At 56.4% G+C, this 14,843-nt stretch carries 14 protein-coding genes; 6 read left to right on the top strand and 8 right to left on the bottom strand.

The window, feature by feature from the left end; all coding sequences use genetic code 11:
- Window positions 1–3 precede the first annotated feature (3 nt).
- Entirely contained in the window at window positions 4–1,239 is a 1,236-nt protein-coding gene (locus tag LA5095_RS20565) for an NAD(P)-binding domain-containing protein (protein ID WP_082442837.1), read from the bottom strand.
- A 29-nt stretch (window positions 1,240–1,268) separates the two neighbouring features.
- Entirely contained in the window at window positions 1,269–1,751 is a 483-nt protein-coding gene (locus LA5095_RS20560) for an OsmC family protein (RefSeq protein WP_196892638.1), read from the bottom strand.
- Window positions 1,752–2,269: 518 nt separating this feature from the next.
- Between LA5095_RS20560 and dusA the strand changes: the two genes are divergently transcribed.
- Window positions 2,270–3,271: a tRNA dihydrouridine(20/20a) synthase DusA gene (gene dusA, locus LA5095_RS20555; protein WP_055118976.1), complete on the top strand. Its 1,002-nt coding sequence runs from the start codon at window positions 2,270–2,272 to the stop codon at window positions 3,269–3,271.
- A 20-nt stretch (window positions 3,272–3,291) separates the two neighbouring features.
- On the opposite strand, the gene LA5095_RS20550 is transcribed toward dusA, so the two are convergent.
- The 4 genes from LA5095_RS20550 to LA5095_RS20535 form a co-directional block, all read right to left on the bottom strand.
- Window positions 3,292–4,005 (bottom strand): retropepsin-like aspartic protease family protein, encoded by a 714-nt coding sequence (locus tag LA5095_RS20550; protein WP_055118337.1) that lies wholly within the window; start codon window positions 4,003–4,005, stop codon window positions 3,292–3,294.
- On the bottom strand, window positions 4,005–4,184 hold the full coding sequence (locus LA5095_RS20545; protein WP_055118335.1) for a DUF1289 domain-containing protein: 180 nt from the start codon (window positions 4,182–4,184) through the stop codon (window positions 4,005–4,007). The genes LA5095_RS20550 and LA5095_RS20545 overlap by 1 nt, the downstream gene beginning before the upstream one ends.
- Before the next feature lie 71 nt (window positions 4,185–4,255).
- On the bottom strand, window positions 4,256–5,443 hold the full coding sequence (locus LA5095_RS20540; RefSeq protein WP_055118333.1) for an alpha/beta hydrolase: 1,188 nt from the start codon (window positions 5,441–5,443) through the stop codon (window positions 4,256–4,258).
- A 28-nt stretch (window positions 5,444–5,471) separates the two neighbouring features.
- Window positions 5,472–6,344: an adenosylcobinamide-GDP ribazoletransferase gene (locus LA5095_RS20535; RefSeq protein WP_055118331.1), complete on the bottom strand. Its 873-nt coding sequence runs from the start codon at window positions 6,342–6,344 to the stop codon at window positions 5,472–5,474.
- Window positions 6,345–6,452: 108 nt separating this feature from the next.
- On the opposite strand from LA5095_RS20535, the gene cobT reads away from it, so the two are divergent.
- Entirely contained in the window at window positions 6,453–7,475 is a 1,023-nt protein-coding gene (gene cobT / locus LA5095_RS20530) for a nicotinate-nucleotide--dimethylbenzimidazole phosphoribosyltransferase (protein ID WP_055118974.1), read from the top strand.
- A gap of 2 nt (window positions 7,476–7,477) precedes the next feature.
- Here cobT and LA5095_RS20525 read toward each other — a convergent pair whose 3' ends face one another.
- Entirely contained in the window at window positions 7,478–9,028 is a 1,551-nt protein-coding gene (locus tag LA5095_RS20525) for a sensor histidine kinase (protein ID WP_055118329.1), read from the bottom strand.
- A gap of 132 nt (window positions 9,029–9,160) precedes the next feature.
- Here LA5095_RS20525 and LA5095_RS20520 point away from each other — a divergent pair, with 132 nt between their 5' ends.
- From LA5095_RS20520 to LA5095_RS20510, 3 genes are all read left to right on the top strand, one after another.
- The gene (locus tag LA5095_RS20520) at window positions 9,161–9,799 is read left to right on the top strand and encodes a uracil-DNA glycosylase family protein (RefSeq protein WP_082442838.1); all 639 of its coding nucleotides are present in this window, start codon (window positions 9,161–9,163) and stop codon (window positions 9,797–9,799) included.
- A gap of 174 nt (window positions 9,800–9,973) precedes the next feature.
- A complete protein-coding gene (locus tag LA5095_RS20515; RefSeq protein WP_173937391.1) occupies window positions 9,974–10,459 on the top strand; it encodes an Lrp/AsnC family transcriptional regulator in 486 nt (161 codons plus the stop codon).
- A 165-nt stretch (window positions 10,460–10,624) separates the two neighbouring features.
- Complete coding sequence (locus LA5095_RS20510; RefSeq protein ID WP_055118327.1) at window positions 10,625–11,956, top strand: glycosyltransferase family 87 protein; 1,332 nt, start codon at window positions 10,625–10,627, stop codon at window positions 11,954–11,956.
- Between the two features lie 12 nt (window positions 11,957–11,968).
- Here LA5095_RS20510 and LA5095_RS20505 read toward each other — a convergent pair whose 3' ends face one another.
- Entirely contained in the window at window positions 11,969–12,613 is a 645-nt protein-coding gene (locus LA5095_RS20505; protein WP_055118325.1) for a TetR/AcrR family transcriptional regulator, read from the bottom strand.
- Between the two features lie 167 nt (window positions 12,614–12,780).
- Here LA5095_RS20505 and LA5095_RS20500 point away from each other — a divergent pair, with 167 nt between their 5' ends.
- Entirely contained in the window at window positions 12,781–14,817 is a 2,037-nt protein-coding gene (locus LA5095_RS20500) for an NADH:flavin oxidoreductase (RefSeq protein WP_055118323.1), read from the top strand.
- The last annotated feature ends 26 nt before the right edge of the window (window positions 14,818–14,843 follow it).

The following is a 14,843-nucleotide window of genomic DNA, read 5'->3' as shown; positions in this document are numbered from 1 at the left end:
CCTTCAGGCAGCGCGCTTGGTTCGATTTGCAACAAGATGATCGGCAAGAGCCTGGGCGTCGCCACCCACGCCATCGATCAGCGCGGACTTCCGGCGTCGCATGAAGGGTAGCCCCAGCACATAAAGACCGGGTGCGACCACGCCCTGGTCGTGGATCAGGGTGTCCTTCTGATCAAACACGGGAAGCTTCAACCAGCTGAAATCCGGAGAATATCCCGTTGCCCAAACTATGGTGCGGAATGCACCATTGTTCAGGTCGGCCGTCAGGTGCGGTGAACTGGGAAAACATGTCGGAGGAAGTCGCCGCGGGACTTGCAGATCAGGGAGGTTTACGCACATGGCCCAATCGTCGAAGTGTTCAAGGAGCCGCCCGATTTTCAGATCCGACATGGCGCAATGATTGGCCAGAGAGCCAGAAAATTGGGCCTTTCCGTGCCGAATGCCAACCAGTCTGCCGGTGATGGCTACTCCCATGGCTTGAAGCGTATTCAGATCGATCGCATCCAACCCCGCGTCGCCCATCAGCTGGAAGGACGGTACGCGACGCGCGCGGGCAATATCGTCTACATCCTTGACGGCTGCATCCAGGACACCGGTGCGATCCAGCCACCACTGTATGTCCCGCCCGCGATAGTGACGCGGCGCGCGAATATGTTCACCCACCGCAAGGGTCACGGAATGCCCGGTCGTGCTGAGCTCAGCTGCAATCTGCACACCGCTTGCTGAGGCTCCGACAACCAAAACACCGCCCTGTGCAACCTGGTTAGGCGATTTGTAGGTAGCGAGAGAGAGTTGCGCGATACTTGTCGGAACGGCGTTGGCTATCTGCGGCAGTCTTGGTTGCGCGCAGGCTCCGCTTGCGACGACGACATTGTCACAAATCCAGTCGCCCCTGCTGGTGCAGACCAAATAGCTGTTCCCGTCCGGGGTTACGGAACTAACGGTCGTGTGTTCTTCCACGGGCGCGGCAATCACATGAGCATAATCACGCAGGTAATCCGTGATTTGCGGCATGTTCATGAATCCATCCGGATCCGGTCCTCGGTAGCTGAAACCCGGCAACCGGGACTGCCAATTTGGGGTGAGCAGGCGCAAACTGTCCCATCTGTCTTTTACCCAGGATTGTGCTATCTCGCCCCGTTCCAGCACGACATGGGTGACGGAACGGTCCGAGAGACATTTGCTCATTGCGAGCCCGGCTTGCCCGGCGCCAATGATGACGGTCGAAATACATCGCATGACACTCGCTCCCTGTTTCCATCGGGTTTCTAAGCAACGACAACATGCACGTTGGTGGGGTTGGTCATCAGATCAAAAACAGTCGATCTTTTCTGCGACTGAGCGACCAAAGCACGGATATCGTCATCGCTCGCATCCGCGTCGATGTTAAACGTCACACGGACGGCGCTGAAGCCGTTGCGAATGTCGGGATCCATGCCCAGAATACCACGCATGTCCATATCGCCTTCGACAACGGCCTGAACTTTGCGCAACTGGATGCCACGATGCTGTGCAACGGCAGCTATGCCGCCGGTCAGGCAGCTTGCCAATGCGGATAACGCGATTTCCGGGGGTGTTGGTGCTCTGTCAGTGGCCGAAAACACCGCCGGGTGATCAGAACTGATGACGAAGGTTTGCTTGCGGATGTGTTCTTCACCCAGGCCGAAATAGCCGTTGATTGTGTTGCGGCTCTCGCTGCCATCAACCCAGTCGCAGTTGCTACGGAATGTAAAAGACGCTGCTTGCGGCATCTCTGCAAATACACCCCGCGCACCAATCAGCGCTTCGGTGTTTACGCCGTTTGAAACTGGCTTGTCTTGTGTAGAAGTTGTCATCGTAAGATCCTTTCAGAAGTGTCTTGAGCTGGGATTGATCAGCTCCATGACGCGTCTTCTAAGGACTGAACGAACCACGAGATACTTCTCGGACGAAAGCAATCCACTACACAAATGATAGTAATCACCGAGCTGACATTCAGCGCCGCGAATTGAAGATCCGCAATGTCCCGCATCTCGGTCATCTGGATAAAGAGCAACAAAAGTCAGCTTTGGGCATCCTTGCGACGCCGCAACCTATCGGACTTGAAGATGTCCTTTCGACAAACCATTGCGCCGCAATTACCAGAAGGGAGCTTTTGAATTGCGACCAATTTTGCTATCCAGCGGGTGCGTCGTGTGTTCTCCAGAAGATCACTTCGCCGCGAAAGACAGACAATTTTGTCCGACCTGGACCTTGCCCGTGCAATTCCGGTTCCTTGAAAACAAGAAAAATGAAAAAATATCAAGAACATAAGATCGCCGTTGCGCCCATGATGGAATGGACTGACAGGCACTGCCGTGCGTTTCACCGTCAGTTGTCGCGACATGCGTTGCTCTATACGGAGATGGTTACGACAGGGGCGGTCATTCATGGTGACCGGGATCATCTGCTCGGGTTTTCCGGTCTGGAGCATCCGATTGCATGTCAACTGGGCGGTTCAGACCCGGTGGAGATGGCCGAGTCGGCTCGGATCGTTGCCGAATACGGCTATGGTGAAGTCAACATCAATGTTGGCTGTCCGTCCGACCGCGTGCAGTCCGGGCGATTCGGTGCCTGTCTCATGCTGGAGCCGGAACTCGTCGCTTCCTGCGTTTCGGCCATGAAGGATGCTGTCGAGATACCGGTGACCGTCAAGTGCAGGATCGGTGTGGACGACCAGGATCCCGAAACGGCTCTCGACCGCATGGCCGAGTTGGTATTCGAGGCCGGTGCGGATGCGCTCTGGGTACATGCCCGCAAGGCCTGGCTAAAGGGACTGAGCCCAAAGGAAAACCGTGATATTCCTCCCCTTGATTATGATCGTGTCCTGCGCCTGAAAAATCGGTTTCCTGAAATGTTCATCGGGCTGAACGGCGGACTGCAAACGCTCGACCAGTCGGAGCCATTTCTTGACACGCTGGACGGTTTGATGTTCGGCCGCGCTGCATATCACACACCGCAGATGCTGGGAGAAGTCGACCGCCGTTTTTATGGAGGCACGACAGGGGACGTCTCACCTTGGGATGCGGTGCGGGCTCACAGGAACTATCTGGAAGAACAGCTTGGCAAGGGTGTCAAGCTTGCACGTATGACCCGGCATATGCTCGGCCTGTTTCACGGACGTCCCGGAGCACGGTCATGGCGGCGGATCCTGACGGTCGAGGCAATCAAGCCCGGTGCCGGACTGGAGGTCGTTGACAGGGCCCTGGCCGCAGTCAGCCCGACGGATCTTGATGTGGAAGCCGCTGAATAGCGGGAAATTTTCCGTTTGTTCTAAGGAGTCATGATCAGTCGGTCACCTTCGATCCGCCAACTCTGCAGCCGGTCGAGGGCGGTGAGGCCGAACAGGCTGCCGCTCAGCGAGCCCTCGCGTGCGACGAAACCGCGGATGTTATTGAATGAATGGTCTCCCACGGTGATCGTGTCGATGCGGATCGGTGCCACAAGTGTCCGGCCGTTTGCGGTCGAGACAGGTACGGTGAACGACAGGTCTTCCGGATGAAAACCTGCCCGTTGGGCGTCGCCGTATGTCAGGACAACGGCGCTGGCACCGGTATCGAGCAGAAAATGGGTTTGCGCACCGTTGACACGGCCATCAAGTACAAAATGACCGGTTGCGTCGCGCACGATCAGGATCGAACCGTCAGGTTGGGTGACGGCGAGTCCGGGGGCCAGTGCGCCGAGTACACGGTATCCGGCCTGAACCAGATCGGTGCGGTAGGTGTAGCCGACGACAAGCAGGGCGCACAGACCGCCCCAGAATAGCGTCCCTTGCACGATTTCTCGGATTTTCGGTTGACCGAAAATGAAACTGGCAAGAAAGACGAACGCCAACGCTGAAAGCGCAACGAGACGCGGTCCACTGTCGTCGAAATTGATGTTTTCCGGATCTGACGGATTGCCGAAAAAGGCCAGAAAGATCATGACGCCGCAGATAATGATCAATGCGGCGACCACCAGGCCCCGGATCTGTCTGGGGCCACCCATCAGTCGCTGCCTTCGGCAGCCTCGGGCAGGCGGCGGTTGGGGATTTGCGACAGGATTTCCTTGCGTTGTTTTTCGCTGAAACCCGTCCAGCCGGCGATTTCATCGAGAGACCGGAGGCAGCCGGCGCAAAGGCCGGATTCCTGATCGATCTGGCAGAATTTTATACAAGGCGAATTCATGAAGCGGATATGGCGACAGATTGTGGCTTTGCCAAGACTGGAAAGCGGCTGGAAAGAACCCAGATACGGCGTCAGCCGCCGCCACCATAGGTAAAGGGCGCGGTTATGATGTTCACCGGCAAAGCAACCGTGTTGCCGACGAACGTTCCCAGGTTATCGCCGAGCGTCGCCCCGCGTCCGGCGTCGGTGGCAGAACGAAGTCCCGATTGTCCGAGGGTTTTGCGGAATTCCGGACTGAGTTGTGCCAGCTGTGCAAATTTCGAGTGATTTGCAGAATCCAGCGAATCGAGTTGTGTCACATCGATCACGATTGCGCCAAGTTCGGCAAGTTCCTCATCATTGGAATAGGCGCCGACACGCTCTTTGCCACCGGCTATCGCCCGGGAGATGCGGAGCGCCTTGTCGTCCCGGGACACTACGACAACATACGGATTGGCCGGGGTGCCGAGTTTCTTCAGTTGGGCCTTGAAGAGATCGATGTCGATATCGGGCGCTGCGAGTATGACGACATCGACTTTGCCCTCAAGAGCTTTTCTTTGCGCCGGAGACGACTGTATTGCGGTTTCCATCAGCAGCCAGTTGCCCATGGAATGCGCCAGGATGGTGATTTTTTCTGCCTTGGAGTTTGCAAGCTGTAGCATCGTCTGCGCCAGGGCCTGTCGGGCGATGGCGGCGCTGTTCAGATCATAGACATAGTCCTGCAACTTGCCGCGAGACGCCCAGGTGAACAGAACCGGCACGGCTTCGATGTTTCCGTCATGCACGACCTGAACAAACCGGTAAAGCGCCTCCGGAAACAATGTGTTATAGCCGTGAATGAACAGGAAGACCTCTCGCTTGCCCTTCGGCAATCTCGAAAGCCTGGTGTTGATTTCCCTGGTGAAGGCGTCCTTGTCGGCAATGTATCCGGCATTGCGCGCCACAAAATCCGTATCCGGGTTGCCGGGCAAGCTGTCAGGCCATTCGACCTGGCTTAGCTCGTGGCTCGGCGGCACGGAGATTGTTGCCTGCGCGTAGTTGACCTGCTCGCCTCGTTCACCGTTGAAATATGTGTCGGGACGACTGTCGCGTTCTCGCGTCGTAACAACAAGGATCTCGTGGGTCTTGGCCCCCTGCGCCGGGACTTCCGTAAGTGCAAGCGCGCCGACTTCAGGCCTGCTTCCACAGGCGGACAGACAAAACAAGACTGCAATCAGAACCACAATCCTGTTTGTCCAGGACCATGTTTCGATCGGATTGCCGAGAAATTCGTTTTTCATGACGTGTAGCTGCCTGCACCGCACTTTCTCAGTGCACCATAAGCATCCCGGTGAGGAATCCAAGTCCGCAGATTTGCTGAATAGCGCCCAATACGTCGCCTGTGACGCCGCCGATTTTCTGCACCGACAGGCGTCCGGTGCCAAAAGCCGCCGCTGCAGCAACCAGAACGCCGACCAGAAGAGCCGGCACAGTCAGGATCAATGCCGCGGGAATGAGCAGTGGAATAGTTAAAAACACGGCCTGCAACGCAGATTCGCCGCCGGGTTTGCCATATCTGGCCGCCAGGCCGTCCAGGCGGGCAAGAGGTCTTTCGTACCACTGCCAGACAAGCATGGTCCGGCTGATGGCTTCCGAAGCAAGAAAGAGCAGCGCAGCGTCTGCGGGGCTGAACTTTTGCCATAATGATGCGAGGAGAAAAATGCGCAGGACAACGGTCAGCACAAGGGCAAGGGCACCGAATGCTCCGATCCTGCTGTCCTTCATGATGTCCAGACGCCGTTGCCGCGTTGTGCCGCCGAAAAACCCGTCCGCGACATCGCTCATTCCATCTTCGTGCAGGGCACCGGTGGTTGCGCAGAGCAGAGCTATCGCGATGGTAGCTACCACGAGCCCCGGTAGATGCGTATAGGCGAGAAACATGCCCAGACCGGCGGCCGGGAGTGCAACGGCAACACCGGCCAGGGGCGCGGCCCGCGCGATCCGGGAAAAGTCGGGTGGCGATGAAGGGTCGTCGGCAGAATTGACCTGCGGCAGTGGGAGGCGGGAAAAGAATCGCACGCACGCGGCGGTGTCTGCTGCAAGCTTGGAAAAAGCACCTGTCATCCCGTTCGACCTGTTTTTGGTATTGTTGGAACCGCGGTTCTCCCGAGAATTGGAAGTTTGGTCGGTTTCGGGGTTCATCAGGCCGGTCCTGTGCTTGAGTTTTTTCAAGGCGTCGTTATAGATCAGCCGCCTGACAGCACCAAGTATCGGATCATTGACCTTCAAACAGACCGGGAAAAAAACAATATGTCCCTTTCCGAAACCGCGCTTCCTTTCGATGATATCCGCAACCTGGTGAAGTCCATGCCGGGACCGGACGAAGAAGCGCTGCACAAGGTCCGGGAGCGGGACAGCCAATTGACAAAACCTGCCGGTTCGCTGGGTCGCCTGGAAGAGCTTGCCGAATGGCTGGCGGCCTGGTCTGGCAAGGCGCCTCCCAAGGTCACCCGGCCCATGGTCGCAATCTTTGCCTCTGCGCATGGAGTTGCCGACGAAGGGGTTTCGGCTTTCCCGAGCGCCGTCAACAAGCAGATGGTCGAGAATTTTGCTGCCGGGGGTGCCGCCATCAATCAGCTTTGCCGCGTGAATGACATCGGCCTGAAGGTTTTTGATCTGGCGGTAGACATGCCGACGCCCAGCATCACGCGCGAAGATGCAATGGACGAAGCAAATTGCGCGGCGACGATGGCTTATGGCATGGAGGCACTTGCCGGAGGCATTGATCTCATTTGTCTCGGAGAAATGGGCATCGGCAACACCACTGTTGCAGCAGCCGTTTTTCATGGGCTTTTCGGTGGTGAAGCTTCGGACTGGATCGGGCGCGGAACCGGGGTCGATGATGAAGGCCTTGCCAGAAAACGGGCGGCAGTAGAAACGGCCGTCGTTCGGCTCAATGGCGAAAAAGATCCGCTTGAAATCCTTCGCAGGGTTGGTGGCCGGGAGATTGCCGCCATGGCCGGTCTTATCATCGCTGCGCGTTTGCAACGTGTACCGGTGATCATCGACGGCTTCGTCACAACGGCGGCCGCCGCGGTTGTGTACGCGATGGACCCTGCCGGACTGGATCATTGCGTGTTTGCGCATGTCTCCGCGGAACACGCACATGCCAGGGTGCTCGAGCATATGGAAAAGGATGCGCTGTTCGATTTCGGCATGCGACTGGGAGAAGGATCTGGTGCGGCGCTTGCGGCAGGAATAGTCAAGGCTTCCGCGGAAATGCATTCCGGAATGGCGACATTTGCAGACGCAGGTGTCTCTGCAAAGTCCTGAACTCAACCAGAATTTGCCGTTCTCAGACGTGCGTCCAGGCTGCCGGGCGCAACGGACTTGTCGTCTGCTGGGTAATTCATGTTTCGTGAAGGAGGCAGACAGACCGTTACCTCTGTACCTTCGCCCAGCTGCGACTTAATCTTGAACGTGCCGTCATGCATGCTGATAAGGGCCTGCACGATGGAAAGCCCGAGGCCCGTACCAGGTTCCGCGCTCTTGATCGCATGTGATCCCTGGCCGAAAGCTTCCAGAACGGTGGGAATTTCCTCCTCCGGAATTCCGGGGCCGTTGTCCCGGACAGACACATACTGCCCGCCGTCGCTTGTAGGACCCAGGTTGACGCGAACTTCACCGCCGATTGGTGTGAACTTGACCGCGTTGGACATGAGGTTGAGCACGACCTGCCGCAGAGCGCGTTCATCGGCCCACACACGCGGAAGATCCGACTGATGCGCGTGATGCAGCACGATCGACTTTGCTTTGGCGCGAACCTTCATCATGGTGCCGCACTCGGCAACCACGTCCTCAAGCAAAATTGGTTCTTCATGCAGCTCGTGGCGTCCCGCCTCGATCCTGGACAGGTCGAGAATTTCGTTGATGAGATTGAGCAGATGTTCACCCGAGCCGTGGATGTCTTCCGCATAGGCGCGGTAGGTCTTGTTTGCCATTGAACCCAGGACCTCGTCCTTCATGATCTCCGAAAACCCGAGAATGGCGTTGAGCGGAGTGCGCAGTTCGTGGCTCATCGTTGCAAGGAAGCGGGATTTGGCAAGGTTTGCGGCTTCTGCACGCCTGCGCGCCTCGTCGGACATTGAATTCGCGGTTTCGAGTTCGGCAATCAGGTGATCCTTGTCAGCCCGATACTCCAGCATCGTGTTTGCGTTCTTGAGAAGCTGATTGCCGAGGATCAGGAAAAACCCCTGTGCACCAATAGCCATCGCTGCCAACGTGTAGTGAACCGCACTGGATTGCTGCAAAAAGCTGAAAGTGACAAAAAAGGTGATCGGCAGCGTGCTTGCCAGAAGGCACTTCGGCAAGTTGGCGGATTGCATCGTGTTCATGGCAATCACGATCAACAAAGCCGCGAAATGGAAGATGACCAGGCCTTCACCTGCGCCGCTTGCAACCGGCATCAGGAAGAAAAGGGCCCAGCTGCATCCGTAGATCAGGTCACCAATGATAAATCGACGGCTCCAGACAATCCGGACTTTCTGGTCAGATGGCGCCTTTTCGTAAGAGTGACTGATAACCACCATCAGAAAGTGGGTGCAGATAGTAATGAGGAACCAGGCTCCCATGAACTGCGGGCTCACCCACAGGGAAGATATGGCAGCCACGATCAATGCCAGCAGGGGCGCAGCAAAAGCCGCATTGATGCGTGTGTCCGCAAACAGGTGCTGGCGCTCGTGTTCGAATGTGGAGTGACGGCTTTCAGGCGCTCCCAGGCGGCTGCGAATATCTCTGACCGAACGGGCCATCTCCCGTCGCCGGAGAGCGCGTTGCCTGTTGATAGCCAGCGTGTCGCTGCCGTTTGCTGACGCTTGGGACTTCATGTGACGCCCGGACGGTGTTGATTTCGTTATTGTGATACTGCTTGTTTTCCAAGACTGACTCATCATTCCTTAAGATCGTCCTCAAGATCGTGGTAAGAAATGTGTTAATCAGCTGTATCAAGGTGCAACTCTTTGTCTTCCAAGCAGAATTCGCCAGGACTGGACCAGCTCGCCGCAGGCATTCGTGCCTGCCGGAAATGTATTGAAAATCCGGATGGAAAGCCGCTGCCGCACGCGCCGCGACCAGTGCTGCAGATATCTTCATCGGCACGGTTGTGCATCTGCGGTCAGGCACCGGGTACGCGGGTGCATCAAAGCGGCAGACCATTCACCGATCCTTCCGGCGACAGGTTGCGCAGCTGGATGGGGATTGGCGAAGAGACGTTCTACAATCCCGACCGTCTCGCGATCGTGCCAATGGGTTTCTGCTTCCCGGGCCTGGATTCCAAGGGAGGGGATCTGCCGCCGCGCAGGGAATGCAGGAAGCTCTGGCACGATGAACTTTTTGCAGAGATGCCTCAGATCGAACTGGTACTGGTGATCGGGCAATATGCTCAAGCCTACCACCTTGGGAGTGAGCGCAAGAAAAGCCTTACGGAAACCGTGGTGAATTGGCAGGCTTATTTCGAGGCAAACCGGCAACCGGGCAAGCCAGCCGTAATCCCGTTGCCGCATCCTTCCTGGCGCAACAATGGCTGGCTGAGGAAAAATCCATGGTTTGAAAGCGATCTGCTTCCTGTGCTGCAAGAAGAGGTTTCGCGGTTGACTTGAAATCGTTGCGGTTGCGAAAGTGAGATTTTCGAAAAAAATTCTCATTTGAGGAGGAATTGACAGGTAAGTTGAAAAACCGTTACGAGTTCAGCCTGTGAATTGAAATTTTTTCCTGCCGAGTGGTTTGATCTCATTCTGGAAATATCACTCGCGACGCTGGAAGCAGAAACCATGATTGATCGCATCGACCGACGAATACTGTCCATCCTCCAGGAAGACTGCACCGTACCTGTTGCGGAAATCGGGCGACGGGTCGGCTTGTCGACGACACCTTGCTGGCGCCGGATCCAGAAGATGGAAGAAGATGGCGTCATAACCGCACGTGTCGCGCTGCTGGAGCCCGCCAAGGTGAATGCGAAGGTGACGGCATTTGTGGCAATCACGACGAGCCAGCATTCCGAAGACTGGTTGAAGAAATTTGCCGACGTCATTCGGGAGTTTCCCGAAGTCGTCGAGTTCTACCGGATGGCCGGGCAGGTCGACTACCTGTTGCGGGTCGCGGTTCCCGATATCGAAGCCTACGACGCGTTCTACAAGAAGCTTGTTTCAAAGATTGATATTTCGGATGTCTCAACGACATTCGCCATGGAGCAGATCAAGAACACAACTGCGCTGCCATTGTCCTACGTGGCTACGGAAAAACCCCGCACAGGGTCGTGAGATTGTATTCCGTCTTCGGAACACAAGTGAATTCTGGCTCACAGCTTTACCGCGATTTCCAAAAGAAACCTGCCGGTCGTACGGTGTGAACGGGGCATTAAGCACGCGGATTAACGGCAATTTCATTTCGCCTGCGTACTACGGAACCAGCAAACATTCACAAGGATGAGGCTGGAATTGGTTTCCGACGGGCATGAGGCATTTGCAGCGGGTTTCGCGCGGGTTTTGAAACTGCGTGCAAGGGTGCTTGACCTTCTGAAAGCTGACGATCTGAACGCCAGATTTGGAGGTCCGTTTTTTGCCTTCATGCTGATAGCAGCCTCGGTGTTTCTGGCATCTTCCTGGGTTCAGACCGACTTTGGTGGGCTTTTTGACTTCCACGCGGATTTGTCGCTTGTACAGCGCGAGGATTTCGTTGCGTTTTACCGGGCAGGTGAGCTCGCCCTGAGTGGTCAGGCTGCCGATGCCTATGATCCGGCCATCTTCAGCGAGAGATTTTCGGAAAAGAACGAAAATCTTCTTTTCTTGAATCCACCCCATGCATTGCTCTTGTTTGAGCCACTGGCCTATTTCAGTTATCCCGTTGCAAAGTTGATCGGGATGGCGGTCTTTTCCGCCTGCTTTTTCGGGATGATCCATCTCGTCAGACCAGGTCTTGCGGCATGGCCCTACGTCTTCATGTTGTTGTCTCCGGGAGCCTATTACGCGTTTCAGCTTCTGCAGCTATCGCCGTTGATAACGTTCCTGTTGTTGTTTGCGATGTTGCACAGCCGTGATCGACCGGTCCTGAGCGGCCTGGCACTCGCGCTGGTGACAATCAAACCGCAATATGGCCTGTTGCTTCCTGTGTTCCTTGCGGCCAATCGTGACTGGCGCACGATTTTTTATGCTGCTCTTGGAACCGCAACACTGACCAGTCTTTCTGTCGGCGTCTACGGCTTGGGGCTCTGGGAAACTTTCTTGGCGTCGATGCGGGACGGGGCGCATTCCTTCCAGTTTTCGGCAAACCACGGCATGATGTCGACGATCGGCAGTTCCTTCGGCAAGTGGGGGGCTTCTGCTGAAATACGAATGGCAACGCAAGTCCTGTCGATCGTGTTGGCGGCCTTTACGGTCTGGTTCTCCGTTCGGTTGCTTCCGCGGCAAAGAGCCGTTGCCGTTTCACTGTTCGCCATTGCCCTGGCCGCGCCATCATTCATGTTCTACGACTGGCTCTTTTATTCCGTCGCGTTGATCTTGGTGGTGAAAGAAGTACCCAGGTGGCCCTTGATGCTCCAGGCATCGGCCGCATTGCTTTGGATATCGCCAACCGTTCACGACGTGCTTCTGACCCGGGACTGGCTGATTTCCATGATCTTTTCAAGCCTCGTGCCACTTGTCGCATTTATTGTCTTGTGCCAGGTGCTGGCCCTGTTCATGAAAAACAAACAGCCTCAATCCGGCTTTGATCCGGAGGACGATTTCCGCTTGCGCGCGTCTGGGCAATCGGCTGCGTGAAATTGTCTTCGACTAAACTTCGGGCAGCGGATGCCTTGCAAAGAACCGTGCTGTTTCAGCGTCCGTAACCGGCTGCCCGGCGAAGATCTCCGCATAAAGCAGCATGCGTTGGCGACGGGGTTCGAGCGGTTCTGCCGGGCCGTCCTTCTTCATCGAAATGTAGCCGATCTGTGTCTGGTAAACCGTATTTGCCCTGACACTAGCGTGTTCGGGGTTGAAGCCGAAGCGCTCGAACATCGCCTGCAAGACGTCGACACGAATTTGGTCTGCTTCTTCAAGCATCTGCGCAAGCCGGGTATCAGAATGCGCCCAGTTCCTGACAGCGAATTCGAGGCGGGAATCAAACAAGTCCGGCATCAGCCAGAGATCGAATACGTTCAATATCGCTTCGGTGATTGTCTCCGAATATGCCTCGGTGCGTTTGATCAGGTTGCCTGTGTTCTTGGATTTCCACAAACCAATCAGCGCTTCGAGCAGGTCGCCCCGGTCAGAAAAGTGGCCGTAGAAACTTGTTCGTGACAGGCCCAGCCGTTCAGCCAGAGGCATGACTTTTACCGCATCGATGCCGTTGTCGAGCAATGCCTCGTAAGCTGCCAGCATCCAGATCTCGCGCGTACCGCGCCAACCACTGGACTTTTCTATCAAAGGTTCGCTCATGGCGGTTAGATAACAGCAGACATGACCGGATACAACAAAAATTGACATGAGTGTCTTTAAAAGCGACATAGATGTCGTTTTTACGCCTTTTCACCCGTAGCCGATGCGATTTAAGTTCGCCAGCCGTCGTGGCTTGGTCGCGGCAGGACGCGAATTGAGGGAAACACATGTCCAGGGATCCGCTGCTACAGCCATATCAGCTGAAGAATCTGACGCTGAAAAACAGGATCATGATCACGTCGCATGAGCCGGCATATCCTGAAGACGGCATGCCGAAAGACCGCTACCGGGCCTATCATGAAGTGCGCGCAAAGGCGGGTGTTGCGCTGACCATGACAGCAGGCTCCGCCGCGGTTTCGAGAAACTCACCACCTGTGTTCAACAACATCCTTGCCTACAAGGACGAGGTCGTGCCCTGGGTGAGACGCCTGACGGATGCCTGCCACGATCACGGTTGTGCCGTGATGATCCAACTCACCCATCTTGGGCGCCGAACCCATTGGAACAAGGGTGACTGGCTCCCCGCGGTCGCGCCAAGCCACGAGCGCGAGGCAGCGCATCGCGCCTTTCCCAAACAGGTCGAGGACTGGGACATTGTTCGGATAATCCAGGATTATGCCGATGCCGCAGAGCGGATGAAGGAAGGCGGTATGGATGGCATCGAACTGCAGGCCTACGGGCATTTGATGGACCAGTTCTGGTCGCCGGTGACAAACTCCCTGGAGGAGCCCTACGGTGGATCGCTGGAAAACCGGATGCGGTTCTCGTTCGAAGTTATAGACGCGATACGCAAGCGCGTCGGGGACGATTTCATCCTTGGCATTCGATATACGGCAGACGAAGACCTGCAAGGCGGCATCACGCCGGAAGAGGGGCTTCAGATTTCACATCGGTTGAAGGAAACCGGTCAGATAGATTTCCTCAACGTGATACGCGGCCATATTGATACCGATCCGGGTTTGACAGACGTGATTCCCGTTCAGGGTATGCGCAATGCGCCCCATCTGGATTTTGCAGGCAGGGTGCGCAGGGAAGTGGGGTTGCCGACTTTCCACGCTGCCAAGATCCCGGATGTGGCAACTGCGCGCCATGCGATTGCAGAAGGTCTCCTGGACATGGTGGGTATGACCCGGGCCCATATGGCCGATCCGATGATTGTGCGGAAGATAAAAGAAAAACGGGAAGGGGACATACGACCCTGCGTTGGCGCAACCTATTGCCTGGACAGGATTTACCAGGCCGGGGACGCGCTGTGTATCCACAATCCTGCGACCGGCCGGGAACTGACAATGCCGCACGAGATTGCGCCTGCGGACGTGAGCAGGAAAGTCGTCGTGGTTGGCGCCGGACCGGCCGGCATGGAGGCGGCCCGCGTTGCTGCAGAGCGCGGTCATGAAGTGACCGTCTTTGAAGCAGCACCTGACGCTGGAGGTCAGATCCGTCTGACCGCCCGGTCCGAGCGGCGCCGGGAGATGATATCCATCATCGAGTGGCGCATGGAGCAGTGTCTTGCACGTGGTGTGAAGTTCAATTTCAACACGTTTGCCGAAGCGGAAGATGTCTTGGCGGAGTGTCCTGACGTCGCGATCATTGCGACCGGCGGCATGCCGCATACCGACGTGCTGTCGGAGGGCAATGATCTTGTCGCGTCTTCCTGGGATATCATAGCCGGCGACGTGAAATCGGGCAGGCGTGTCCTTGTCTATGACGATGCGGGCGACCATGCGGCATTGCAGGCCGCCGAGTTGATCGCGGCGTCAGGAGCGCATGTCGAGATCATGACGCCGGACAGGTCTTTCGCCCCCGATGTCATGGCGATGAATCTGGTTCCGTACATGCGCGCCCTTCAGGACAAGGACGTCCGTTTCACGGTGACCTATCGACTGAAGGCCGCCAGACGGTCCGGAAACATGATCACAGCTGTCATCGGGACAGACTATTCAGCTTTCACCGAAGAGCGCGAATTCGATCAGATCGTGATCAACCATGGCACCATTCCCCTGGATGAACTCTATTTCGATCTTAAGCCTCGCTCGAAAAATCTTGGGTTTGTAAAGCAGGAAGCTCTTGTTTTCGGTCAACCGCAGCCGTTGGACGCCAACCCGAAAGGTGAATTTGCGCTGTACCGGATCGGCGACGCTGTTTCGGCGCGCAACACACACGCCGCCATTTACGACGCGCTGCGGCTTGTGAAGGACATCTGAGTTCAGCTGCCCGGTGAAATTCTTGG

The sequence above is a fragment of the Roseibium album genome, assembly GCF_001404515.1.
In the GTDB taxonomy this organism is placed as follows: Bacteria; Pseudomonadota; Alphaproteobacteria; order Rhizobiales; family Stappiaceae; genus Roseibium; species Roseibium album.
Note: the sequence above shows the minus strand (reverse complement) of the source record. Positions and strands in the feature narration are given on the sequence as shown.